This is a genomic window from Endobacterium panacihumi (genome assembly GCF_050847465.1).
GTDB lineage: Bacteria > Pseudomonadota > Alphaproteobacteria > Rhizobiales > Rhizobiaceae > Neorhizobium > Neorhizobium panacihumi.
The window spans coordinates 1-22,389 of sequence record NZ_JBOZRA010000003.1; the positions used below are offsets into that span (position 1 = coordinate 1).

25 protein-coding genes are annotated in these 22,389 nt (G+C 58.5%); 12 read left to right on the plus strand and 13 right to left on the minus strand.

Annotation, left to right across the window (positions count from 1 at the left end; translation table 11 throughout):
• Window positions 1-77 precede the first annotated feature (77 nt).
• A complete protein-coding gene (locus tag ACRQ1B_RS15385) occupies window positions 78-665 on the plus strand; it encodes a hypothetical protein (protein WP_432294629.1) in 588 nt (195 codons plus the stop codon).
• A gap of 102 nt (window positions 666-767) precedes the next feature.
• Here ACRQ1B_RS15385 and ACRQ1B_RS15390 read toward each other — a convergent pair whose 3' ends face one another.
• Window positions 768-1,010: a hypothetical protein gene (locus tag ACRQ1B_RS15390; protein ID WP_432294630.1), complete on the minus strand. Its 243-nt coding sequence runs from the start codon at window positions 1,008-1,010 to the stop codon at window positions 768-770.
• Between the two features lie 364 nt (window positions 1,011-1,374).
• Between ACRQ1B_RS15390 and ACRQ1B_RS15395 the strand changes: the two genes are divergently transcribed.
• Window positions 1,375-2,301 (plus strand): ArdC family protein, encoded by a 927-nt coding sequence (locus ACRQ1B_RS15395; RefSeq protein ID WP_432294631.1) that lies wholly within the window; start codon window positions 1,375-1,377, stop codon window positions 2,299-2,301.
• Between the two features lie 682 nt (window positions 2,302-2,983).
• Window positions 2,984-3,292 carry a DUF736 domain-containing protein gene (locus tag ACRQ1B_RS15400; RefSeq protein WP_432294632.1) on the plus strand — a complete coding sequence of 103 codons (309 nt, stop codon included), beginning with the start codon at window positions 2,984-2,986 and terminating at the stop codon, window positions 3,290-3,292.
• A gap of 730 nt (window positions 3,293-4,022) precedes the next feature.
• On the opposite strand, the gene ACRQ1B_RS15405 is transcribed toward ACRQ1B_RS15400, so the two are convergent.
• Both ACRQ1B_RS15405 and ACRQ1B_RS15410 read right to left on the minus strand, forming a co-directional pair.
• Window positions 4,023-4,604: a hypothetical protein gene (locus ACRQ1B_RS15405; protein ID WP_432294633.1), complete on the minus strand. Its 582-nt coding sequence runs from the start codon at window positions 4,602-4,604 to the stop codon at window positions 4,023-4,025.
• Window positions 4,605-4,745: 141 nt separating this feature from the next.
• On the minus strand, window positions 4,746-5,171 hold the full coding sequence (locus ACRQ1B_RS15410; RefSeq protein ID WP_432294634.1) for a hypothetical protein: 426 nt from the start codon (window positions 5,169-5,171) through the stop codon (window positions 4,746-4,748).
• 452 nt (window positions 5,172-5,623) lie between these two features.
• Between ACRQ1B_RS15410 and ACRQ1B_RS15415 the strand changes: the two genes are divergently transcribed.
• The 3 genes from ACRQ1B_RS15415 (at window position 5,624) to ACRQ1B_RS15425 (ending at window position 7,159) form a co-directional block, all read left to right on the plus strand.
• Entirely contained in the window at window positions 5,624-6,229 is a 606-nt protein-coding gene (locus ACRQ1B_RS15415; protein ID WP_432294635.1) for a J domain-containing protein, read from the plus strand.
• Between the two features lie 148 nt (window positions 6,230-6,377).
• Complete coding sequence (locus tag ACRQ1B_RS15420; protein ID WP_432294636.1) at window positions 6,378-6,548, plus strand: hypothetical protein; 171 nt, start codon at window positions 6,378-6,380, stop codon at window positions 6,546-6,548.
• Window positions 6,549-6,850: 302 nt separating this feature from the next.
• Window positions 6,851-7,159, plus strand: a complete 309-nt coding sequence (locus tag ACRQ1B_RS15425; RefSeq protein WP_432294637.1) for a DUF736 domain-containing protein — start codon at window positions 6,851-6,853, stop codon at window positions 7,157-7,159.
• Between the two features lie 167 nt (window positions 7,160-7,326).
• Here the strand turns inward: ACRQ1B_RS15425 and ACRQ1B_RS15430 are convergent, their stop codons facing one another.
• The 3 genes from ACRQ1B_RS15430 to ACRQ1B_RS15440 form a co-directional block, all read right to left on the minus strand.
• Entirely contained in the window at window positions 7,327-7,593 is a 267-nt protein-coding gene (locus ACRQ1B_RS15430) for a WGR domain-containing protein (protein WP_432294638.1), read from the minus strand.
• 286 nt (window positions 7,594-7,879) lie between these two features.
• A complete protein-coding gene (locus tag ACRQ1B_RS15435; protein WP_432294639.1) occupies window positions 7,880-8,071 on the minus strand; it encodes a CsbD family protein in 192 nt (63 codons plus the stop codon).
• Between the two features lie 966 nt (window positions 8,072-9,037).
• The gene (locus ACRQ1B_RS15440; RefSeq protein WP_432294640.1) at window positions 9,038-9,250 is read right to left on the minus strand and encodes a hypothetical protein; all 213 of its coding nucleotides are present in this window, start codon (window positions 9,248-9,250) and stop codon (window positions 9,038-9,040) included.
• Window positions 9,251-9,478: 228 nt separating this feature from the next.
• Here ACRQ1B_RS15440 and ACRQ1B_RS15445 point away from each other — a divergent pair, with 228 nt between their 5' ends.
• Window positions 9,479-9,643 (plus strand): hypothetical protein, encoded by a 165-nt coding sequence (locus ACRQ1B_RS15445; protein WP_432294641.1) that lies wholly within the window; start codon window positions 9,479-9,481, stop codon window positions 9,641-9,643.
• A gap of 287 nt (window positions 9,644-9,930) precedes the next feature.
• Here the strand turns inward: ACRQ1B_RS15445 and ACRQ1B_RS15450 are convergent, their stop codons facing one another.
• Window positions 9,931-10,326, minus strand: a complete 396-nt coding sequence (locus ACRQ1B_RS15450) for a PRC-barrel domain-containing protein (RefSeq protein ID WP_432294642.1) — start codon at window positions 10,324-10,326, stop codon at window positions 9,931-9,933.
• 109 nt (window positions 10,327-10,435) lie between these two features.
• Here ACRQ1B_RS15450 and ACRQ1B_RS15455 point away from each other — a divergent pair, with 109 nt between their 5' ends.
• Window positions 10,436-10,783, plus strand: coding sequence for a hypothetical protein (locus tag ACRQ1B_RS15455; RefSeq protein ID WP_432294643.1), 348 nt, complete (start codon window positions 10,436-10,438; stop codon window positions 10,781-10,783).
• 731 nt (window positions 10,784-11,514) lie between these two features.
• Here the strand turns inward: ACRQ1B_RS15455 and traG are convergent.
• The 3 genes from traG to traC are packed head-to-tail and all read right to left on the minus strand — an operon-like array spanning window position 11,515 to window position 13,928.
• Entirely contained in the window at window positions 11,515-13,440 is a 1,926-nt protein-coding gene (traG, locus tag ACRQ1B_RS15460; RefSeq protein ID WP_432294645.1) for a Ti-type conjugative transfer system protein TraG, read from the minus strand.
• Window positions 13,427-13,642: a type IV conjugative transfer system coupling protein TraD gene (traD, locus tag ACRQ1B_RS15465; protein ID WP_432294646.1), complete on the minus strand. Its 216-nt coding sequence runs from the start codon at window positions 13,640-13,642 to the stop codon at window positions 13,427-13,429. The genes traG and traD overlap by 14 nt, the downstream gene beginning before the upstream one ends.
• A 4-nt stretch (window positions 13,643-13,646) precedes the next feature.
• Window positions 13,647-13,928: a conjugal transfer protein TraC gene (traC, locus tag ACRQ1B_RS15470; RefSeq protein WP_432294647.1), complete on the minus strand. Its 282-nt coding sequence runs from the start codon at window positions 13,926-13,928 to the stop codon at window positions 13,647-13,649.
• Window positions 13,929-14,181: 253 nt separating this feature from the next.
• Between traC and traA the strand changes: the two genes are divergently transcribed.
• From traA to ACRQ1B_RS15490, 4 genes are read left to right on the plus strand one after another with little or no spacing between them, the layout of a single operon-like run.
• Window positions 14,182-17,493 carry a Ti-type conjugative transfer relaxase TraA gene (traA, locus tag ACRQ1B_RS15475; RefSeq protein ID WP_432294649.1) on the plus strand — a complete coding sequence of 1,104 codons (3,312 nt, stop codon included), beginning with the start codon at window positions 14,182-14,184 and terminating at the stop codon, window positions 17,491-17,493.
• On the plus strand, window positions 17,490-18,053 hold the full coding sequence (gene traF, locus ACRQ1B_RS15480) for a conjugative transfer signal peptidase TraF (RefSeq protein WP_432294651.1): 564 nt from the start codon (window positions 17,490-17,492) through the stop codon (window positions 18,051-18,053). Before traA ends, traF begins: the two co-directional genes overlap by 4 nt.
• A complete protein-coding gene (locus ACRQ1B_RS15485; protein WP_432294652.1) occupies window positions 18,043-19,209 on the plus strand; it encodes a conjugal transfer protein TraB in 1,167 nt (388 codons plus the stop codon). Before traF ends, ACRQ1B_RS15485 begins: the two co-directional genes overlap by 11 nt.
• Window positions 19,210-19,223: 14 nt before the next feature.
• Window positions 19,224-19,838, plus strand: coding sequence for a TraH family protein (locus tag ACRQ1B_RS15490; protein ID WP_432294653.1), 615 nt, complete (start codon window positions 19,224-19,226; stop codon window positions 19,836-19,838).
• A gap of 288 nt (window positions 19,839-20,126) precedes the next feature.
• Here ACRQ1B_RS15490 and ACRQ1B_RS15495 read toward each other — a convergent pair whose 3' ends face one another.
• The 3 genes from ACRQ1B_RS15495 to ACRQ1B_RS15505 form a co-directional block, all read right to left on the minus strand.
• On the minus strand, window positions 20,127-20,669 hold the full coding sequence (locus ACRQ1B_RS15495; RefSeq protein ID WP_432294655.1) for a GNAT family N-acetyltransferase: 543 nt from the start codon (window positions 20,667-20,669) through the stop codon (window positions 20,127-20,129).
• Complete coding sequence (locus tag ACRQ1B_RS15500) at window positions 20,669-20,977, minus strand: type II toxin-antitoxin system TacA family antitoxin (protein ID WP_432294656.1); 309 nt, start codon at window positions 20,975-20,977, stop codon at window positions 20,669-20,671. Before ACRQ1B_RS15500 ends, ACRQ1B_RS15495 begins: the two co-directional genes overlap by 1 nt.
• Window positions 20,978-21,446: 469 nt before the next feature.
• Window positions 21,447-22,376 carry a DMT family transporter gene (locus ACRQ1B_RS15505; protein WP_432294657.1) on the minus strand — a complete coding sequence of 310 codons (930 nt, stop codon included), beginning with the start codon at window positions 22,374-22,376 and terminating at the stop codon, window positions 21,447-21,449.
• Window positions 22,377-22,389 lie beyond the last annotated feature (13 nt).

The following is a 22,389-nucleotide window of genomic DNA, read 5'->3' on the forward strand; positions in this document are numbered from 1 at the left end:
TCCGCCGGTTCGGGTCGACCGCACCGAAGGGCAAGCCGGCACGGGGCCGGAACCGCTTCGGCTCGAAAGGAAGAAACATGGCCAAGCCCGCAACCAATCCTCGCCAGACCGCCCGGGTCGTGCAGCTCCGCAAAGGCGCAACGGTCGAAATGGTCCGCCTCACCTGCCCGGACAGCGCCCAGGCGATCAAGATCGCCGAGAGCTTCGGGACCGCGGTCATCGACAGCGACGGGATCCGCGACCTCCACGAACGGCTCATCACCGAGACAGCAAGCTGCTTAAGCGAAGGTCTTGGCGAACGTGCCATGCAGATCCACCTGCAGCGGATCGTCGGTGCCTATGTCGGCTCCGCCCACGGTGCCGGGCAATTCTACAGCAACGCCGTCACCCAGGCACGCGATGCCACAGCCAAGGCTGCGAACGACGCCCGCGACGAGGATCTGGACGGTCCCGTCGGTTACGACAGCGCCGCCCACCGCAAGCGGGAGTTCGCAGCCGATATGGGCATCCAGGCCCATGCGTTGCGGATGGCAGCCGAAGGAGCCGTCGCCGCCTACAAGCACATTATTGGAGAGAGCTGGAAGCCTTTCGATCGCCCGGTCGAAAATCCCGGGCAGTCCGTCGATCGCAAGGCAGCTGAGGCACAGATGTCCGCCTTCGACTAAGGACACGCACCAAGGTGGGGCTTCGGCCCCGCCTCTCCATCCGTCATTCAACAATGAGAGGTGGCGTGCCACCGCTCATTGTTGTTGCGGCTGCAATTCAAGTCACCGCTTTCCCTCGCCCTTGGCGACGGGAATGAATGGGCTGGGGAACTCTGTATCATCGGGCAGCTCGGCGAGCTTCGCCGTCAGTTTGCGAATCCGGTCGATCGAAAAGGCGTTGTCGGCGAACCACAACTCGATCACCGCAGGATCAAGCGAATCGACCATGGCGGAGGTTGGGACAGCGCAACCGGATGCCCTGATGGTGCGAATGTTTTCCTGATAGCGCCGGATACGCTCTTCCATGGGAAGCTCCGGACCATGTTTCAAAAGCTTCTCTTTGGGCCATTCTGGCATGTCTGGATCCCCTGCCCCGCCAATCGCTTCGACATCCGGGCTCGCGCGGAAATTGAAACGTGGACACGGTTCTAGCACGCCAATGTCGTGTTGTGAGCGCGATAATTTCGCACGGATTTGCGGTTGGCCGCCACTGAACGTAGTCCCGTCTCGTGCTTCGGACCTGCAGGAGCCGTCGGCGCCAGGCAACGGCTTCGCCGTCCTCCACGCTGTTGCGGCCGTTCCGGTGCCTGGCCCCGCCTTCGGGGCTCCTGCCTTCTGCCTCCGCGACGGGACCGCGATTGGCGCGGTTCCTGAAATTATGGAGACGGAAATGAGCAGGAAAAATGAAACCCATCGTGCCGACGTCTATACGCGCATCACCGACAAGATTGTCGGGGACTTGGCCGCCGGGGTCCGCCCCTGGATGAAACCCTGGAGCACCGGAAACATGGACGGGCGCATCACGCGACCGCTGCGTCACAACGGTCTAGCCTATTCCGGCATGAACGTGCTTCTGCTCTGGTCGGAACAGATGGCGCGCGGTTTCGTCTCGCCAATGTGGATGACATTCAGGCAGGCGCTGGAGCTCGGCGCGAACGTCCGCAAAGGCGAGATCGGTTCTATGGTCGTCTTCGCCAGCCGCTTCACAAGATCCGAGGCGGACGGCAAAGGCGGAGAGATCGAGCGTGATATTCCTTTCCTCAAGGCTTATACCGTCTTCAATCTCGAACAGATCGACGGGCTACCCGACCACTATCATCACCACGAGGAGCCGGTTCTCGACCCCATTGAACGGATCGGCACCGTTGAGCGTTTTTTTCGTGGGACCGGAGCGGTCATCCGACATGGCGGCAGACAGGCTTTCTACGCGCCGGGCTCGGATCATATCCAGATGCCGCATTTCGAGACGTTCAAGGATGCGGCAAGCTATTACGCCACGCTCAGCCATGAAGCCACGCATTGGACGGCGCCGCAACACCGCGTCGGGCGTGATCTGTCGCGATATGCCAGGGACAAAAGTGAGCGTGCGCGCGAAGAACTGATTGCCGAACTTGGAAGCTGCTTCCTCTGCGCCGATCTCGGCATCGTGCCGGAACTTGATCCACGGCCCGATCACGCATCCTATCTGCAGTCCTGGCTGTCGGTTTTGGCCAATGACAAGCGGGCTATTTTCCAGGCGGCCGCGCATGCGCAGCGTGCCATCGCGTTTCTGCATGGATTGCAGGATGAGGCTATGGAAGGGCAGCGAGCCGCTTGATGTGACGCAAACCTTGCGAGCCGGTGAAGGTACCGGCTTGCGATCTGTCAGGACCGGCCGGCCTCGGTAACCGGCGCCCCATCGCGCATCTGTCCCGGATTGGAGGGCATATCGAAGTCCGGATCCGGCTTCAGGTTCAACGTTCCCCATATCGATGGTTTCTCGGGCGCCGTTTTGGGCTTTCGAGACGATTTGATCTCAACGATGAACGGCCTTGTCTGCTTTGCCATTGGTCCTCCGCCTGGCGAATCGATGCGCTAAGATAGCGTTGGCACTGATAGAGACAAGCCGGTGCGTGTCGGAGTTTTCAACCGGTTGCGAGCCGGACATCAAGGCGGGACCTGTTCGACGGAATCAGCCGTGGGGTGTGTGTTGATCCTGCGTGGAGCGTCGCCATGGACTGGTTCCTTAGAGACGACTTGCTGGCCACCCATCTGCGGGCTCGATGAGGCATGTCTGACCGAAGACCGGCTTTGCCTCGATCGGTCTTCCGCAACGGCACTGCCACTTTTCTAAACCCCTGTCGGCTGAGCCGACATTCCTCGCCAACTCACAAAAGTGGCAGTTGCCGCCCTCCATTTCATTTCGTCCTTATCAGGTGCGGTCCGATCGTCCCCGGTCTGAACGACAGCCATCGAGGCCGCGATGGGCGCGGCCCGAAACACGAAAAGGAACTCAGACAATGGCTACCATTGGCACTTTCACCACTGCAGACTACGGCTTCACCGGTTCGATCCGCACTCTCGCCCTCAACGTCAAGGCTCGCATCTCCCGGGTGGAAAACCCCTCCGACAAGGGACCGCATTTCCGCATCTACGCCGGCAATGTCGAGCTTGGTGCGGCCTGGCAGAAGACGTCAGAGCAGGGCCGCGACTACCTCTCGGTCAAGCTGGATGACCCGAGCTTCCCGGCTCCGATCTACGCGACGCTCGCGGAAGTCGAAGGTGAAGACGGCCTCCAGCTTATCTGGTCCCGCCCGAACCGGGACTGAAACCAGATGGCCCCGCCCGAAAGGGCGGGGCCCACCGATTGATCGGATGCTCGGCTTGAAGATGGTGTCCGCGGGCTGTTAAGAAAGCATCGCTGCAGCCGCCATAGAGTCGTTGAAAATTCGCGCTTTCACCTTCAACGTATCAATATGCGGATCAGGCACGGATCTCCCGCGATCGTAAAATCGGCGTCGGACCGGGTATACAATCTCTCTTATTCGGTCACCGACCCGGCAGCCCTGTGCGGGTGTTTTTGCCTAACTTATGCACGGACAGTGCACAGTTATAAGATGCGCTGAGGGGCGGCCCCTTGGGTTACGTCTGGCGGGCCGGAGGTGGTGTCTGCTCTCGCGTGTCTGATTGATATGCACCGCCTATCACCGCATTGCCCCACATCTCATCCGACATATGCAGGTTGGTAAACTCGCAGGATCGCCTAGTTCACGAACGGACCTGCTGTTCTTTGCCTGTGGGAATGAGCACTCCCTTGTTCCCGAAGCTCTAAAATCATGCGCATCAAACCTATACGCGATATCGCCTTTTTATCATGGAGCTGAAGCCGAACATGGTATTCATGAGGAAGGAATGATGCAGGTTTCTACAATGAGGCGCGCTGCTTCATAACCTGCCTGCCTGTCGAGGTTTTTGTGGGATATCCATCAAAACTGCGACCGGTTTCCACCGCTGCGAGCCGCAACACCTAGCGCGAATGAATGACGATAGGGGCCGCCTTCATCGGCCCTCGTAACGATCGATGAGTTTGCGCAATTGCGCATTCTGGAGTTTCAGCTTTTCGGCAAGCTGTTTGCGCAGCGCTTCGATGTCCCGGTCAAGATCGGTCATCTCATCCGAGTGCGATTTGGGTGCGGTTTTAGCCACCTGCGCCAGCGCGACAGCCGGAGGTGCGATTTCTGCATTTTGCCGTGTGGTGACAACGCGTTTGGCTTTGGCAGCTGCCGGTGCCTTCGTGGCCCGCCGGCGTGTCTGAGGTTGAATTGATCGTCCGATCTTTGCCGACGGAGTAACCACGTCCACATCTTGTTCGGCGGTCCGCTGCTGACTGACGCGGGTGGCTGTCGTCAAAGTTTCAGCGTCATTGACTGTTGCCGTGCTCTCGAGGGCTTCCGGCTCGATAACAATTGCCGGTTCGGACGAAGTCGCAACATCGTTTTCTATCGCCGCAGGAGCGGCGTCGGCGCTTGCAGTGGTCTCGTGCGCATCAGTTGCAGCCGGCATTGCCTCGTCGGCCCTTGTCTGCAGTTCTGTCTCGGTTTCGTCCTTGGATGATTTTCCCGACACCAGGTCCGCAAGCATTTTCCATGGTGTTCTCATCGCAATTCAACCTCGATCAAAAGATGGGATGCATCCCGCATCAATAAATGCCGGACCTTCAGAAAAGGTCCGGCCTGTGTTCGTTCCCGATCGTGAGTGTAAGGCCGCGATCGAGTGAAAAAATCAGCCCTTGCCGAGCTTCTTCTTGAGATCTTCATTTTCGGCGCGCAACTTGTCGCCAAGTTCCTTGCGGAGAAGCCTGTTTTCTTCTTCGAGCTTCAGCAGGTCGGAAAACTCGTCGGATACGGCGGCTGCAACAGCCGGTGCCGGGGAGGTTTTAACCGGCTTGGCCACAGCGGCGGGGTTACGCGGCGCCTTGGTTGCCTTTTCGGCTTTTGCGGCCTTGACCAGCTGTGCAGCTGCGGATTTTTCGCCGCGCTTTGCACGGGTCTTCTTGGCAGGTGCTTCTGCTGTGGTCGTTGCAGCAACCGCTTCGGCAGCAGGCTTCTTGCGATTGGGACCACGGGTCTTTTTCGCGACCGGCATGGCCGTGGCAGCTTCCGGCGTAGCAGTTTCGGCGTTGACGCCAATATTCATCTCATCAGCCATCAGTAATCTCCTTGCTGGGCAGGACTCTCATTGATGGACATGCGCGCAGAGTCAACATGTGAAGGCAATGCGACATGTCCAGATGCTTGTTTCAGAGTTAATATATTTGGGCCAACTGGATGCCCCTTCGGCAGCTTAGGAAACGAGATCGATTTACGGACATTCTTTTACCGCCAACTTATCCCGTGGCATGTCTACCTGTCGGTCCGGTTCTGCTGTTTCAGCCACCCGACACAGCCCCTTCACTTCTCCTCCGTATAATTTTACCGAAACCGCACGAGTGCCTTGTGCAGACATCGCATTTCTTGCCGTGGCATAAAGCGCAGGATGGTGTGGACTGAATGCTGCTTGTGGATGTCGCCGAGTTGCTGAAAACTCGCATTCGAGACTTTAGCTTCCTGTTCTTGTCACCGACTTGAATTACGATGCTGGTGTATGGTGTATGACCAGGCATGACCAATGATTCCAAAATCTTTGTCGGCCTGAAGCCAATCCGCAAGAAAGCCGCACCTTCGCCGGATGTTACAGGTCCACGATGCCAATGGGATGGATGCAGCAAGACGGGAACGCATCGTGCGCCGGTCGGGCGTGATGCCGAAGGGCTTTATCTGCTGTTCTGTCTTGAGCATGTAAAGCTTTACAATGCCGGGTACAGTGCCACGGGACAATCCGAAAGCCAGACCGCCCGCTATCAGAAGGAAGCGGCCTCCGGTGCACGCGCGACGCAGGGACAGGTCGCGCGCGAAGCTGAGGAAATCCCCCTCCCCTCGACACAGCGTTCAGGCTCGGCCAAGTCATTGAACGCGCGCAGGAGCGCGGCGCAGCGTCAGGCGCAGAAGGTTGAACTCCAGAAGCGGAAGCTGAAAGTGCTCGAAGCGCGCGCCTTCGAAACCCTGGGCTTGGCCGAGGACGCAAGTGCAGACGAGATCCGTCGTCGCTACAAGGAAAAGCTCAAGATGCATCATCCTGACGCCAACAAGGGTGAGCGGGACACTGAAGGCCAACTTCAGGCATCAATCGAGGCGTACAGGATCCTCAAAATGAACGGTTTCTGCTGACCTTCTCGATAAGCAGTGCGCGGCTTGTGGTGTGAGCGCCGACGGTGCGTCATGCGGGCAAGCCGAACTGCGGAGAATTGGTCGCAGGACCGATTGCTTCGGCTTCCATCAACGCCACTTGTGAGTTTGTAAGGAAGTCGTCATCAGCATGGTCGGTATCTCGAACTTGCTGCCCGGTTTTTTCTTGGCTGCGACGGCAAGTCGGGTCGGCATGATGACCGATCGCGTTGCAGTTCGGACCGAGATGGCAGCGACCAATGCGGCCGGTACGGTGTTTGGCGAAGAAGACTGTACCGTTGGATCCGTGCATTTCACCTGAGATGAACGACTTCCAGCCACTGCGGCGTCCCTTTTCTGTTTTTACCAGCGCTCCTCAGGCGGGCTCGATAAGGCAGGTCTGACCGGCAAGCGGCTTCGCCTCAATCGTCTTCCCGCAACGGCGGTCATGAGATTTCTTGCCCCGGACAGCTTCGCCGCCCTCCTTTCCATCCAACAAATCTCCTGTCCTGCCGCCCTCCATTGCATTGCGGCCCTTCGGGTGCGGACCGATCGTTACCGGTCTTTTGGACTGCTATCGAGGCCGCAATGGAGCGGCTAGATACAGCAAAAGGAACCACGATTATGGCTACGATCGGCACATTCACCTCTGAAAAGAACGGCTTCACAGGTTCGATCCGCACACTCGCTCTCAACGTCAAGGCCCGCATCGCCCGCGTCGAAAACCCTTCCGAAAAGGGCCCGCAATTCCGCGTCTACGCCGGCCCGGTCGAGCTCGGCGCCGCCTGGCAGAAGACTTCCGAACAGGGCCGCGACTACCTCTCGGTCAAGCTTGACGATCCGAGCTTCCCGGCTCCCATCTACGCGACGCTGACGGAAGTTGAAGGCGAAGATGATCTCCAACTCATCTGGTCCCGGCCGAGCCGGGACTAATACCGGACGGCCCCGCCCAAGGCGGGGCCGAACCGTGCTGAAGGACCGGCAAGGTGCCGGGCGGCGTCCGCCCTGGTCGAGAAAGCCTTGGGCGTGACGAACCGACCGCGAGATGTTGGTCGATGAGTTGACGTTGCAGGCGATGAAGTTTGATATCCGGGTAGGGATCAGTGCCTGGGCGCGGACCCGCGTTTGGTCGGGGAATAGCCCCGGTTTCGCTTGCGGCGCGTCAGGTCGAGAAACAGGGCGACCGCTTCTTTTTCGTTCACGAAATAATGGGCCAGTTCCTGCCCTTGCGTGCCAATCCGACCCCAGCGGCGTCGCAGGCAGATTTCTCCGAACAGGGTGCGTTCAATGGCAAGGGCATAAAACCGCGCCATGTTCTTTTGCCGATCGGTTCGCTCGATGTAAATCCGGTAGGGTTGCGTGATCATGGCCGAGATTCGCGCATCGTGAATCTGCCGTCCAACGAGAGTTTTGAATCGGTCAGGTGGCACCGATTCATTCGTGTGATGCCTTCCGGGGGCACCTGCGGCGATGCACATTTTGGTCGGGGTAGACGACCACCGCGCCACGGTTAAACGAGCAGGGATATGACGTCCCTGACCAATCTGCAGACCCCATCCGCAAAGGACCTGGTGGCCGCAGCCTTCACATCAATGGCGCAAAGAAAAGGCCCGCTGAAAAGCGGGCCAGTTTTGTGCGTGAAGCACGGTCTTATCAGTATTTATCAACGACGCTCTTTACTGCGTCCTTGGCTTCGCCCTTTGCCTGCTGAGCGTCGCCCTTCGCTTCTTGTGCGGCGCCCTTGGCCTGCATACTGCGATTGTCGGTAGCATCACCGACCGCCTGCCTCGCCTGGCCGGTCAGCTCGTTGGCCTTGCCGGAAATCTTGTCGGATGTCGAACCCATGGTCGTATCTCTTTCTAAATCATTCTTAAGTGGTGCGGACGGCTGCAAATCGCTACCCGGTCGTAACCGCCGGTAAAGTCCATCGTCGGCTCATCATCAAACCACCTGTGCTACCAACCCGCTGCCATCAGGATCGTTCCGACTTTCGGCAACTCACTTTTTTAAAAACGATCGTGAATTCTTTGCAGGGCATAAAAGAAAAGGGCCTGCGAAACCGCGGCCCTTTGAAATGGGAGGTTGAACCTCCAAAGGGGAGCAGCAAGCGCCGAGGGGGACATTCGACGCACAACTACTATTGGCTAAATGTATGCTCGGTGCCAATCAGGCAAGGCCAGTAGGAGCCACTTGCGGTACGCTTTAACGTTTTTCGCTTGGCTCTGACCGCGTGCGCCCTACGTTCTCTCGCAGGTGGAGGGACAGACAAATGACCTATCAGCGTGCTACGTTGGAGAAAGCTGAACACACGCATTGGGTTTCGGCTGAAATCATGGCAGCCGAGAAAAAGGCCCGTCTCGAAAAGACGGACCGGTTAAGGCAGGTGAGATTGAAGACATTGGCGCAGGTCCTGCAAGGCGCTGACAAGCCCTAGTGCTTTTTGCTCAGTTCTTTTTCGACCTTATCACGGCTGTTGTCGTTTTCCTTGGTGGCGCCCTTCACAGCAGCTTTCGACACGCCTTTCTTGCCAGCCTTCTATCGGACTTCGTGATCCTGACCGCCGGCAACCTCGGCTCGATCCGACACGGAACGCGACACCGTTCTGCATGAGTGGAGCCAAAGCCTTCGACGCAAAGCGGTCGCCTCGCCCGCCACCCACCACGGTTGGCATGACATGGAGCTGCTCGGCAAACGGATTGCGCAGGATCACACCTCTACCCCCGTTGATACGAAGGGCGCGGCAGCTTCCGTGATCGAGGCCGCCAGATTGCTATCATATGTCGAGTGATAGTTGAGAGATGCAATGTTGGATTACGGACCGGGCCGCAGCTTGCCGCGCATCTCCAGATCGTGATGGTTAAGCTCATCGACCATTTCGTTGACCTGTTCATCCGATAGGCCGTCCATGACGATGCCACCGACGAAAATCGGCAGGCCGGTGAAGATATCAATGAGCGCCCATGCGTCAGCATACACCCTGCTGGCTGCGGCTTGATATCGAAGTGTCTGGCGCGTGACCGTCATCGTAAAAGTCAAATAAGAGGGCGGAGTACGGAGAGGTTTTTATCTCTCTCAACATGGCCCGATTACACCGAGCGGAAAGGCCTGCGTCAATGATGCGCGGTCCCGCCAATTTCGTCGCTTCGCAACGAAATCGGTTCCCCCACGCACCGCAGGCGGCCTTTGGCCGTCATTGACCCAGACCCTCCCTTATCGGTTGGCGACCTTTGTTTTCATTCAAAGGAGCTGACGATGACCACCTACGACCACATTCAGGAACTGAAGGCTGAATACGCAGCGGTTCTGGATCACGCCGAGCGCCGCGAAATCGCAGCTGAGATTGCGACGGCCGAGGCCAAACTTGCCGAGAAAGAGGCCGCTTTCGAAGCGCTGATCGCCGACGAGCCGCCCCATTGAGGGCGGCTCATCTATTGGCGTCATCATCCGGGGTCAATTAACACCCCGTTTTGAAAAGACACGGAAATCGTGCTTCGCATTCTTTCGTGCCGCGTCGATCGGAGCCTATCGTGAGGCGACGGCGGACTTCGACTAACTCTGTCGACGGTCCGATTGGTGTACCAATGCTACTGCCAGCACAGCAATAGGCGCCAGCACTGGTGTGGGCAATCCGTGTCGGGGGTGAGAAACGGCGAATGAGAAGAGGCCCCGCAATGCGGAGCCTCAATCCCTTGATCCTACTGCGATCACATCCGGGTCGGCGTGCCGCCGTAGCAATCATCGACACGTCGATCGCCGGAGCGATACCACGTATCGTCCTCCAGATCGGCGTAGCGCGGAGCGCCCGTGATCTGGTCCTTGGTCAAATCGATCCGGTAGCCATCCAGCCCTTCGTCATAGGCCAGCTTGTCCCATGGAAGCGGGTAATAATCATCACCAATCCTCATGAAGCCACCGAAGCTTAGGACAGCGTAGGCCACTCGACCGTCGCGCTTCTCAAGAAGAATGCGCTGGATCGAGCCGATACGTTTTCCGTCGGCACCGTAGACCTTTGTGCCTTCGACCTTGTCGCACGCGATCAATGAGTGGGTATCCTTGACGTAAGGATCCTGACCGGTAACGCGATTTTCCTGATTCAGCATATCTGCCTCCTCTTCGTTGGTTTTAGGTACGTACAGCCAACAGAACGGCGCGACGATTGTACCATACTAATCCTAAGCTGATAGCGTTGTGTATCATGGGAGTGATACGATGGCTGATGAAGTTGCAGACCTCACCAAAACGCTCATTTGGACAGCCGATATGGTTTCGCAAGCGAGCGGACGAGACCTCAAACGGATCGCCGGTGCGTATGTGGAAGCTCAGACGCATGTGGCAGGCATTGAGAAGGCAGATGGCGACGCACGGCCCCCAATTGTGGCTTGCTTCAAGAAATCCGATGAGTACCGCGCAACGGATGACATCGCCCGTGTGGGTTGGATCCTGACCGCCTTACAGGAGCGGGAAAATGAGGGGGATCCGCCCAGATGGCGAAAACTCCGAAAGGTCATCGCCAGGTCAGTAAAAGCGCTACCCATCGATGGACCGACCTTCCACTGATAGATCATTGAACGCGGAAGCTTAGCGGAACGTTTTTGCCGGGGGAAGTCGGTCCCGCGTCCCGCGTTGCGGCCGCTATGCTGACGCTCCTGCGGCGTCCCTCTCTCCGTCAAAAGCGTGACGAGAATTCCCGGTTTTCCGGCTCTGCCTGTCGGCGAACCGGCGCTATGCTGAAACCTCCGATGTTCTTCATTGTCTTTCTCGGATCCGGACTGGCGCCGACTGATCCGAGCCCGGGCGGCCGGGCCGCCGTTGGCAAACTGTCGCCCCCGTTTCGACGCGAAGGCGACAGCCAGCCTGTACCCTTTGCAAGAGGGGCTTCCATATTTCAAAATTAGGAAGCACGTTCAATGTAATGAATGGTGGTCCCGCACTGCTTTCACAAAACTGACGGATTTGCAGAAAAATGCCATTATCAGACGCGTGGTATGGCTAGGCCTGGCGCTGACGAGGTCTCCTGATATAGGGCATTTCCATGTTCGCTTGAGCTAACAGTTCATGGCGTTGCTCAGCGGTTCGGCCGCATCTCGGGATTGCTTTCAAGGCACTCAAGTCCGTCACCTATTCCATGGAAAGAATTGTCAGGACCGCAGCGTGCCAGCGTGTCCGGCGTATAATCGGATGTAATGCCTTGCGCCCGTGTCTGCCGTGGTCCCTGCCGCCAGACCCGTTCCCATGTGTGTGAGGAGCTTCGAGGCGGCAGGCAACCGCACGGGCCAAAAGCACTCTTGTCAGTTTTCATCCGAGGTGACGGAAAACCGGTTGCGCTGGACGGAAGCGCGCATGTCATTGCGCCTGAACCAGATCGCGCGGCCGCAGCGCAATGGCGGGTTGCCGGCGGTGAAGACAATCTGCTCATCTCCTCGCATTCGCAAAACCTCATGCGGCTGAATCAAGGGACGGGGCGCCAACTGCTTCGAGCGCGTCTGTGACGATCCCCGTGACTGGAAACTGCGGCTCACCTGGTCGATCTCGACCGTCGTTGTGCCGCACCGGCGAGAAATATAGTCGGCCGTTTCCGGATCGTTGATCGCCGCAAACGAGATCCAGCTTGCGCTCTCGAACCACTTGCTCGACGCATCGCGCCCCCCGTAGGTCTCCCGCATCTGACCGATCGACTGGTAAATCATTGTCAGGGTGATGCCATATTTGCGGCCGGCGTCCCGCGCGGTCTCGAGAATGCGCAGGTAGCCGAGGCGGGCGACCTCGTCGAGGAGAAACAGGGCTCGGCCGTTCATGTCGCCATCGCGGTTGTATATTGCATTCAGGAACGATCCGATGATGACCCGCGCAAGGCCTGCATGGATCTCCAAGGTTTTGAGATCGATATTGATGAAAACGTCGGTCTTGCCCTCGATAACGGCATCGGTCCTGAAGCTCGATCCAGAAACCAGCGCCGCGTAGTTTTTGTAGGAAAGCCAGTGGGTCTCCTTTATCGCGTTGGCATATACGCCGCTGAAGGTTTCTGGCGTCATGTTCACAAAGGCAGCAACATTTTCGCGCACGAACTGCGACTTGGATCCATCGTATATGTCCTGAAGTCTCTGGCGCAGTTTCGGCTCGGGTTCGGATAGATTGGCGCGAACCTGCCGGAGCGTCTGGTGCTCCTTTTCCGTATGGCCGGACAGGCAGACATCGGCGATGATCGCCGTCAGCAACTGCAGGCCAGACGCGCGAAAAAAGTCGTCGCGTACTCCTGAAGCTCGGCCGCTTTCGCTCATGATCCAGGAGGCGACAGCTGCAATGTCCTCTTCTTTCGTGCCGCCAAAGCGCCCGATCCAGTCCAGCACGTTGAACCCGATGCCGGGGTTTTTGGGATCAAGAATGAAGACATCGCGACCTGCATCGCGGCGATGCTCCGACACCATTGGGGCGACTTCGTTCGAGGGATCGAGCACGACAAGGCTTCCACCCCATTTGAGCGCAGTCGGGATCGTTACCGATGTCGTCTTGTAGCCGCCCGAACCCGCAAAGACGATGCCATGCGAGGAGCCAAAGCTGCCATCGAAGCAAAGCAGCGACGACTTGCCGCCTGCGCCCCACGTCTCGGCACTGTCGGCACGAAACGATTGGGCAGCCACACTGTCCTGATCGACGCGATATCGCTCTCCGACGACAATGCCACCATCCTCGGGAAATAGCATTGCCGCCTCCTGCATCTTCATCCAGTCGGCTTCACCATGAAGCGCCCGCTTCCCGACAATCCGCTTGGGTGTTGCGCGTGCAAACGCGGCATTGCCGACAAGTGCCACGCGCAATGCGAAACAACCGGCCATAAGGGCTGCTGCACCACCACAAACGGTTGCCGGATCGAGATAAGACAAAACGGGCTGACGGTCTCCCAACCGTTCGACGAACCCGGCGATGCGGGCCGCCTCGCGCGTCGCCGCGATCGCGATTGTCGCCGCGGCCCCTGACGCTACGCCCCATCCGGCGACGCGAATGCCGATCGCCCCTGCCGTCGCGAAGAGGAATGTTACGCCGGCGAGCGCAGAGCCGAGGTATGGCACGGCAATGCCGATACGTGCGAGAGTCAACCTGGCGGCCTCTGATCGCCCGAAGGAGGCAAGCCACTGCTCGATCCCGGAGACGCCGATCGTGATGGCAATCATCGCAACGCTTGGGAGGATGAGCAGCGCAATCCTATTCGCTGCCATTGCCGAATGCCTCTACGCCGATCGCCGTCAGACGCTGACGTTCGTGATCGTCCTGCCCGAGGCGGTTTCGAAGTTCGATCAGTGCTCCCAACAGCATTGCCCGTTTTTCGAAGCGCAATCCGGCCTTGACGATCAGTCCGCCCAATTCGATCTTGTCGCGCGTGTCCTTCTTGCGCGCTTGCGACGTTGTAATCTTCTGCATGCGCTCATGCCTCGCCAGCGCTGCCTTGAGCCGTGCCAGTTGAGAGCGACGGATCCGATGAGGCGCCTCCTCTTTCCTTGCCGTTCGAGGCAGGCCGTCCCGCGCGAAACCTTTTGGCCAGTTCCTGGAATGCGGCCTGCAGATCGTCTTCGCTGACCTCGATATCTCCAAGGCCAGCCTTCAGGGCGATGCGGCCGATGCGCTCGGCCTCTCGCGTCTCGGCCTGTCTCAGCTGGTCCTGAAGCCGTGCGATCTCCTCGCGGATCTTTGCAGATGGTTTCTTCATTTCCGTTCGGTCCTTTCGTGCTGTTTCGAGATCGAGCAGCATGACAGTCCCGTAGATCGGCGGGACGATCTACTCGCAGAAATGCGAGTTGGCGCAGCCAACGCCGCTGAGCATGATCCATTCCGTTCCGAAGGAGCGGGTCCAAATGGCGCAATTATACGTCTCTGCCGCGACGCCGTGCTTTGATGGCCCTGGCGGGGCCGACGTTCCCAACGAACATTTTGAATTCGTGTGCAAGCAGGAGCCGCCTTCCGTGCCCGTCCCGCATTTCTCCGTCAACGTCGTCGCTCGCGGTTCCGGCCGCAGCGCCGTCCTGTCGGCAGCTTACCGGCACTGCGCGAAGATGGAGTTCGAGCGGGAAGCACGGATCATCGACTATACCCGCAAGCAAGGCCTGCTCCATGAAGAGTTCGCCATCCCAGCCGACGCGCCTCGCTGGTTACAGGACCTGATCGCCGATCGGTCGGTTGCCGGTGCGTCGGAGGCGTTCTGGAACAAGATCGAGGATTTCGAAAAGCGCCATGATGCGCAGCTTGCCAAGGACGTCACGATCGCTTTGCCGCTCGAGCTTTCGGCGGAGCAGAACATCGCTCTGGTGCGGGACTTCGTCGATCGGCACGTCGCGGCCAGGGGAATGATTGCCGACTGGGTCTATCACGATGTCCCCGGCAATCCGCATGTTCACATGATGACGACGTTGAGGCCTCTCGCCGACGATGGTTTTGGTGCAAAAAGGGTTGCGGTTCTTGGCCCGGACGGACATCCGTTGCGCACCGACGCTGGCAAGATCGTCTACGAGCAGTGGGCCGGCGGTGCAGATGATTTCAAGGCGTTTCGCGACGGCTGGTTCGAACATCAGAACAAACATCTTGCACTTGCCGGTCTCGACATTCGCATCGATGGTCGATCCTTCGAGAAACAGGGTATCGAACTGGCGCCGACAATTCACCTCGGCGTCGGGACGAAGGCGGTCGAGCGCAAAGCGGGTGAAACCGGCAGAGAAGTTTCACTCGAGCGGTGCGGGCTGCAGGAGGAGCGGCGCGCTGAAAACGCCCGCAGGATCCAGCGCAATCCCGAGATCGTGCTTGACCTGATAACGCGGGAGAGGAGCGTCTTTGACGAGCGCGATATCGCAAAAATCCTGCACCGATATATCGACGATGCCGCACTCTTCAAGAACCTGATGGTTCGTATCCTACAGAGCCCGCAAACACTTCGGCTCGATCGTGAGCGGCTCGACTTCGTGACCGGTATCCGGGCGCCGGCGAAGTACACGACACGCGAGCTGATCAAGCTCGAAGCCGAAATGGCGCACAGGGCGATCTGGCTTTCCCATCGCTTGTCGCACGGCATCGGCCAGGCGTCATTGGATAGCGTTCTTGCCCGCCATGTTCGGCTGTCTGACGAGCAGAGGTCGGCAGTCGAACGCGTAGCCGGCGGAGAGCGGATTGCAGCTGTCATCGGCCGCGCCGGCGCCGGCAAGACAACCATGATGAGGGCGGCGAGAGAGGCGTGGGAAGCTGCCGGGTACCGTGTTGTCGGGGGCGCGCTTGCCGGCAAGGCGGCCGAGGGTCTGGAGAAGGAAGCAGGTATCGCATCACGGACACTTTCGTCCTGGGATTTGCGATGGAGACAGGATCGCAACAGACTCGATGGCAAGACGATCTTCGTTCTTGATGAAGCCGGCATGGTCCCGTCGCGCCAAATGGCCCATCTTGTCGAGACCGTCACGAAGTCTGGCGCCAAGCTCGTGCTGGTCGGCGATCCAGAGCAGCTTCAGCCCATCGAGGCGGGGGCTGCATTCCGGGCAATCTCCGATCGGATCGGTTATGCGGAGCTGGAAACGATATACCGGCAACGCGAGCAATGGATGCGTGATGCCTCCCTCAACCTTGCTCGAGGCAAGGTGGCTCTCGCGCTCGATGCATATCAATCACAAGGACGGTTGATCGGCGCCAAGCTCAAGGTCGATGCAATCTCGAAACTCCTTGCTGATTGGGACCAGGATTACGATCCCGCCAAGTCTTCCCTGATCCTTGCTCACCTTCGCCGGGATGTGCGGATGTTGAACGAGCTGGCACGTGCAAAGCTTGTCGAGCGTGGCCTCGTCGACGCGGGTTCTGCCTTCATGACTGCCGACGGTTTGCGGGCGGTTGCCGCTGGCGACCAGATCGTGTTTCTCAGAAACGAAGGTACTCTCGGCGTCAAGAACGGGATGCTGGGCAAAGTGATCGATGCGGCTCCCGGCAGGATCGTTGCCGCTGTCGGTGAAGGCGAGCACCGGCGCGAGATTTCGATCGAGCAGCGCTTCTACAACAACATCGACCATGGCTATGCCACCACTATTCACAAAAGCCAGGGTGCGACGGTCGATCGGGTCAAGGTGCTCGCGTCTCTCTCTCTCGATCGGCACCTGACCTATGTGGCCATGACCCGTCACCGTGAAAATCTCGACGTCTATTATGGTCAACGGTCATTCGCCAAGGCTGGCGGTCTCATTGAACTCTTGTCGCGGAAAAACGCCAAGGAGACCACGCTCGACTACGCCGATCGAGGCCTCTATCGCCAGGCGCTGCAATTTGCAGAAGCGCGTGGTCTTTATCTCGTCAATGTCGCCCGCACCCTCGTCCGCGACCATCGCGAATGGACACTCCGCCAGAAACAGAGCCTGGTCGACCTCGGCCAGCGACTTGCCGCCATCGGGGCACGGCTTGGCCTGATCGCGCCACCCAAGAGAACCCAGTCCCCCACCACGAGTAAGGAGGCCAGACCCATGGTATCCGGCATCACGACCCTCCCGATGTCGATCGAGCAATCTGTCGAAGACAAACTGGCTGCAGATCCCATTCTCAAGAAACAATGGGAAGATGTGTCGACGCGCTTTCACCTCGTCTACGCCAAACCGGAAGCTGCGTTCAGGGCAATCAACGTCGACGCGATGCTGGCCGACAAGACAGTTGCTGCTTCTACCCTGTTCCGGGTCGCCAACGAGCCGGAGAGCTTCGGCACCTTGAAGGGCCGCACCGGCATGTTTGCGAACAAGACCGACAAGCAGGATCGTGAGACCGCCATGCTGAACGTGCCGGCGCTGTCGCGCAATCTTGAGCGCTTTATCGAAATGCGAGGACTTGCGGAACAGAAGCATCAGGCCGAGGAACGCGCGGCGCGAAAGACCGTCTCGATCGACATCCCGGCCCTGTCGCAAAGCGCCAAATCGGTCCTCGAACGAGTTCGCGATGCCATCGACCGCAACGATCTTCCTGCCGGTCTCGAATATGCGCTTGCGGACAAAATGGTGAAGGCCGAACTCGAAGGTTTTGCAAAGGCCGTCTCGGACCGGTTCGGCGAACGAACCTTTCTCGGCATTGCCGCCAAGGATACCGACGGAGAAGCCTATCGCAACCTCACCGTCTCGATGAATCCAATCCAGAAGGCGGAAGTCCAATCAGCCTGGAGCGCGATGCGTACCGTTCAGCAGCTGGCGGCTCACGAGCGAGCGACCACCGCACTCAAACAGTCTGACGCAATGCGCCAGACGGCCAGCAAAGGGCTATCCCTGAAATGACGAGCCGCTCCTTCAAATCGACCTCCCCGCTATGGGTGAGGGCGCGGGCCTGGATTACCGTTTCGCTGATATCTATCGTCCCCGCCATCGCTGTTCCGGCTTTTACGCTCGGTCTCAGGGTCAACCTGACAGCGAGCGAGCCGCTCGGGATCTGGCGTATTCATCCTCTTGAACGACCGTCAGCCGTCGGCGACCTCGTCTTCGTCTGCCCGCCGCAGACCGCCGATATGGCGGAGGCGCGTGGCCGAGAATATTTGCGCCGGGGATTTTGCCCGGGTGGCTATGCGCCCCTCATCAAGATGATCGTTGCGGTCTCCGGCCAGAAGATCGAAGTTGATCAGATGGTGCGGATCGACGGACTGAACCTGCCGCACTCGTCGCCTGTATCACGAGATGGAAAGGGACGGAAGCTGAGAGCGTTCGATGGCGGCACGGTGCCAGCAGGTCATGTGTTTCTTTACTCAAGTTTCGTCGGCTCGTTTGACTCGCGATACTTCGGGCCAGTACCGGCATCCGGGGTTATCGGTCTGGCGTCTGAGGTGTTGACCTATGCGCCGTAATTACCTTCTCGATTGTGCGCTCGTCATGTCGGCAATCGCCGTCGGCCTGCTCGGCTGGAGCGGTGAGCCTTTGGCTCTTCCGTTGTCGATGGCCTATCCGGCGATCTGGTCTCTCGCGCGTACCCGGCGCATGGCCGCTACCGTTGCAGCCGGCTATTTCCTGGCGGCGTCCCGCGGCCTTCCGCAGGGTGTCGCAACATTCTACGGCGCGGATATCTGGCCCGGCTTTCTGCTCTGGTTGACGGCTTCATCCTGCTTCGTCTCTATCCACGCGCTTTTATGGACAACAAGGGCGGGCTTGCGACGAGCGGTCCGCTACGGCGTCATCATGGTGATGATGGCGATGCCTCCCTTTGGAATTCTCGGCTGGGCTCACCCATTGACCGCGGCTGGCATCGTTTTCCCTGGAGGGGGGTGGGCTGGTCTGGTGGCAATGGCGATCGGCCTTGTGGTCATGACAACCAGGCTTCGGCCGGTTGCGGCCGTCGCCATGACCGGCTTCTGGCTCTGGTCTACCGCCCAGTGGACGCCGCAGAATTTGCCCACGCACTGGCATGGTGTCCGCCTGTCATTGGGCTCATCGTTGGGCCGAAGCATCGGCCCTGGTCGGCAACGTTACCTCGTCGCAAAGGCAAAAGCGGAAGGACGATCCGATCGTGATGTTGTCGTTCTGCCGGAGAGCGCGATCGGCTTTTGGAGCTCGACTGTCGAGCGGCTGTGGGTTCGCGAACTGCGGGGAACCGGTTTGACAGTGCTCGCAGGGGCGACCGCGCTTGATCAGCGTGGTTACGACAACATCCTCGTGGAGATTTCCGCCGAGGGGGGCCGTATCGCCTATCGCGAGCGAATGCCAGTCCCGGGTTCAATGTGGCAACCCTGGCTCGTCATCACTGGAGGAATAGGTGGAGCGCGAGCACACTTCTTCGCCAATCCTGTGGTCGAGATCGCCGGAACGCCGATCGCCCCGCTTATCTGCTACGAGCAATTGCTTGTCTGGCCTATCCTCCAGTCCATGCTGTACGACCCGGCCATCATTGTCGGCGTTGGTAACGGGTGGTGGACAGCAGGCACCTCAATTGTCGCCATACAACACGCCAGTGCCGTTGCATGGTCGCGTCTCTTCGAAAAGCCTCTCATTCTGTCTTTCAACATGTAGCTGAGGAACCATCCATGCTGGACGCTGCCCTGATCCAACAATGTGCTGATCCATCTTTGAAGCCTGCAATCGTTGAGCAGTTCGTCGCGACGGTCGGTTCGACCGATCCTCTTGCCGTGACGGTCAAGGCCGGCGGCCGGCTGATCCTCGTTCCTAAGCCGAAGACACCGGAGGAGGCGATGGACATTATCCACCAGAACGTTGGCCACGCGGTCGTTCGGGTCGGGCTGACGCAGCTGCCTGCTGGCATAGGCATAACGGATGTCTCTCAGCTCACCCCTGATCTGGTCGAACCATGCGGAAACCTGAAGGCGGGAACGGCAATGTTTGCCAAGGTTCTTCGCATTGTTGCCAAATGGTATGGCAACCCGAATAACGACGTCTTCCCGCAGGTCTTCGAGGATGCGACCTTTGCGTGGCGGACCGGCGAGTTCGAAGGTGAAAATGTGTTTCAGGCCGGCGATCCGGGTGGGCAGATCGCCGTCGGAGCGAGGGACGACGCCGGTTCAGCTGTCGATGTCACCAAACGAGTTTCTGTCCGAGATGCCGGTAAGGCGACCGAAGAACCTGACATCGGGACTGCTACGATCCGTGTGGATTTGTCTCGTCTCCAGGGCACTGCGCGTTAGGCGGGCGATTTGCGGAAGGATGCGGACAGCCTGCCTTTCAACTTGGCGCGATTCTGGTGGCTGTTACTCTGAGCTTTTTCAGCATTGTGCTCTTGCGACTATTCAGCTCCAAGGAAACGGTAAGGTCCTGAATTTGCGTCGTTCCCGTCCTCTGTGCTTGGACTGAGGACAGCGGGCTTATTTTTCGTTTGCTATTGCTGGGGGACGAACCCAAGAACCTGTCTTATCTGTCAAGGTTTTAAGGAGCCGACGAATTACTGTCGTCGGAAACTGTAAGAGCCCCTGAGTTTAGCCGAGCATCTTTTTGATCGTCGCGATTGGGAGAAACATCCGCATCGCATTTGTTGACAGAGGCTGGAAGCCGTAATCACTGTAAAGCTTTACTCGTTTTTCGGTCCGCTCTGCATCACCGCAATTCAGGACGTCGAGCATTACGATTGCCGTACCGATGTCATCCGAGATACGCACTATTCGCGTCAAGCAGTCGATCAGCAGATCACCGCCATATCCGCTGCCAGCGAATTTCAGATCGCGGCCGATCATTGAGATGTAGGCCGCAGGAATTGACCCATGTCCGGGCCGGTCGCGCGCGAACCGTTTCGGAAGCTCGGTATAGTCAACAGCGTGGCTGTTGACGGCGTAAAAGCCCATCACAGGGCCTCCGTCCTGCGTCATCACGAAAACACGAAGATTGTCGCTGTTTTGAAGCTTGTTTGCGGTCTTATGAAAGAAATTATCGACCTGCTCAATCCCGCACGAGAAAGCCGCCCGATCATGTTTAAGGGGATCGAGCGGCTCTATGATTGGCTTGGGTGCTTCGTTTTGCGGCATTATTTTGAAACGACAGTCTCGCTGTGACGCTTGAAAGCCGCCTTAAGTCTATCTGTCGGCTCTGGCGGGTTATCCAGTGCAGCAAAAAACGCAGCATGATCGCCCGGTTGCAGAAGAGTCCGTTCATGAGCGGCAATTGTCGCGATGGCGGATTGGTAAGCGGCGTTGATCGTGAAGGCGGTGTCGTCTACACCGGATAGCGCAGCAGCGCGTTGAATTGCCGTTTTGATGCGGGCCTTCGTACGGAAGTTCATACGTGCGTCGTTGGGCTCATCGATTTCGGCAGTCATATCTTTGAAAGCAAGCATAGTCGCCTCCTGCTCCGGTGTAATAGCGCAGAAATTCGTACGTCAAAATGACGTACCCGTCAAGTTGGCAAACGATTCTGCGTACGTTAATTATGCGTACACAATGAACGTCGCGCATTGTCTCTGGTTCCTGGGCACACGGTAGTGACCAAATTATCCAAGCTTTTGAGCGCGCCGTTTGGCCGTGTCGATCCTCATCGCGAAGGTCCGAAGCGAGATTGCTGCTTGGAGGTTTTTGGCGTCTGGAGACGACGGCTTAGTCGCGAGCCCATCTGCCGAGGGATCATCTGGTTCATTCAACAACTGGTCTACGCTCGAGACACCACTTTCTCGACGTTCAAGGATCATGCTCACAAGGCCCATACGCAATACCGCCGTTTCTAGAACTGCTACGAATACCACGCAAACATTTGCGATGAAACCTGCCGGTTCGCGAGGCCATCGGCACTGATGCAGGGAAAACTTGGCATTACCTGGCCGCAGATTGCTTTGTGGCCCAGGCGGCAAGCATCATGCTGATGATGACGAGGACCAGGCCCAGCGCAAATGGCGGCGTGATGTTGTTTCCCAGAAGCATGATCGAGGACAGGATCCCGATCAGCGGGACTCCGAGCGTAAAATTGGACATTGCGAATGCCGTGATCCGGCGTCCATATTCGGCTGAAATCACGAAACATACGGATGTCGCAACGGGGCCGATGAAGAAAAGGAGTTCGATAAGCTCCCTGTCAAAGGTGATGTCGGTGGGCGGCCCTTCCAGAGCGAAGGCAAAGGCGCTCAGCGGGATCGTCGCGATCAACATCTGCCAGGGCGCGAGATCGAGTGGTGAAGCGGCCCACGTATGACGTTTGATGTGCAGAATAACAATCGACCAGCAAACGGCGCCCGCCAACAGAAAAGCACAACCCAGAAGGATATTCGGGTTTGTCCAATCAATCTCAAGCGGCGAGCAGATGATCCCGATCCCCGCCAAGCCGACGCCCAACGCCATCAGCTGCCTGCCGGAGGGTACCTGCTTGAACAGTAGCCAGCCCATCAGGACGGCCCAAAGTGGCGTCGTATAGGCAAGCAGAACGGCGCGGCTTGTATCCGTATGCGTCATCGCAATCATGCCAAGACCGGAGAATGCGGTCATCTGCAATAGACCGATGCTCGCAACGATCGACCAGTCCTTGACCGGAGGGAACTTCAGCCTGCCGCGCAGAGCGCAGAAGAGGAAAAGGCAGACCGCTGCGCTGCCAAATCGGCTTGCCGCCAGCCAGAGGGGCGGCACCGTGCCGAGTGCAAGTTTGGTGGCGGGCCAGCTTAGGCCCCATAGCAGCACCATGGCTGTCAGCCACGCAAATGTCGCGAGATTGACTTGCGTCTTCTTGGTCGTGAGGGGCTGGCGCAGGCTCATCAAGATCGCTCCG

Coding starts and splice junctions, on each gene's coding strand:
- ACRQ1B_RS15385 (WP_432294629.1), top strand. CDS start 78: ATGGCCAAGCCCGCAACCAATCCTCGCCAGACCGCCCGGGTCGTGCAG.
- ACRQ1B_RS15390 (WP_432294630.1), bottom strand. CDS start 1,010: ATGGAAGAGCGTATCCGGCGCTATCAGGAAAACATTCGCACCATCAGG.
- ACRQ1B_RS15395 (WP_432294631.1), top strand. CDS start 1,375: ATGAGCAGGAAAAATGAAACCCATCGTGCCGACGTCTATACGCGCATC.
- ACRQ1B_RS15400 (WP_432294632.1), top strand. CDS start 2,984: ATGGCTACCATTGGCACTTTCACCACTGCAGACTACGGCTTCACCGGT.
- ACRQ1B_RS15405 (WP_432294633.1), bottom strand. CDS start 4,604: ATGCTTGCGGACCTGGTGTCGGGAAAATCATCCAAGGACGAAACCGAG.
- ACRQ1B_RS15410 (WP_432294634.1), bottom strand. CDS start 5,171: ATGGCTGATGAGATGAATATTGGCGTCAACGCCGAAACTGCTACGCCG.
- ACRQ1B_RS15415 (WP_432294635.1), top strand. CDS start 5,624: ATGACCAATGATTCCAAAATCTTTGTCGGCCTGAAGCCAATCCGCAAG.
- ACRQ1B_RS15420 (WP_432294636.1), top strand. CDS start 6,378: ATGGTCGGTATCTCGAACTTGCTGCCCGGTTTTTTCTTGGCTGCGACG.
- ACRQ1B_RS15425 (WP_432294637.1), top strand. CDS start 6,851: ATGGCTACGATCGGCACATTCACCTCTGAAAAGAACGGCTTCACAGGT.
- ACRQ1B_RS15430 (WP_432294638.1), bottom strand. CDS start 7,593: ATGATCACGCAACCCTACCGGATTTACATCGAGCGAACCGATCGGCAA.
- ACRQ1B_RS15435 (WP_432294639.1), bottom strand. CDS start 8,071: ATGGGTTCGACATCCGACAAGATTTCCGGCAAGGCCAACGAGCTGACC.
- ACRQ1B_RS15440 (WP_432294640.1), bottom strand. CDS start 9,250: ATGACGGTCACGCGCCAGACACTTCGATATCAAGCCGCAGCCAGCAGG.
- ACRQ1B_RS15445 (WP_432294641.1), top strand. CDS start 9,479: ATGACCACCTACGACCACATTCAGGAACTGAAGGCTGAATACGCAGCG.
- ACRQ1B_RS15450 (WP_432294642.1), bottom strand. CDS start 10,326: ATGCTGAATCAGGAAAATCGCGTTACCGGTCAGGATCCTTACGTCAAG.
- ACRQ1B_RS15455 (WP_432294643.1), top strand. CDS start 10,436: ATGGCTGATGAAGTTGCAGACCTCACCAAAACGCTCATTTGGACAGCC.
- traG (WP_432294645.1), bottom strand. CDS start 13,440: ATGGCAGCGAATAGGATTGCGCTGCTCATCCTCCCAAGCGTTGCGATG.
- traD (WP_432294646.1), bottom strand. CDS start 13,642: ATGCAGAAGATTACAACGTCGCAAGCGCGCAAGAAGGACACGCGCGAC.
- traC (WP_432294647.1), bottom strand. CDS start 13,928: ATGAAGAAACCATCTGCAAAGATCCGCGAGGAGATCGCACGGCTTCAG.
- traF (WP_432294651.1), top strand. CDS start 17,490: ATGACGAGCCGCTCCTTCAAATCGACCTCCCCGCTATGGGTGAGGGCG.
- ACRQ1B_RS15485 (WP_432294652.1), top strand. CDS start 18,043: ATGCGCCGTAATTACCTTCTCGATTGTGCGCTCGTCATGTCGGCAATC.
- ACRQ1B_RS15490 (WP_432294653.1), top strand. CDS start 19,224: ATGCTGGACGCTGCCCTGATCCAACAATGTGCTGATCCATCTTTGAAG.
- ACRQ1B_RS15495 (WP_432294655.1), bottom strand. CDS start 20,669: ATGCCGCAAAACGAAGCACCCAAGCCAATCATAGAGCCGCTCGATCCC.
- ACRQ1B_RS15500 (WP_432294656.1), bottom strand. CDS start 20,977: ATGCTTGCTTTCAAAGATATGACTGCCGAAATCGATGAGCCCAACGAC.
- ACRQ1B_RS15505 (WP_432294657.1), bottom strand. CDS start 22,376: ATGAGCCTGCGCCAGCCCCTCACGACCAAGAAGACGCAAGTCAATCTC.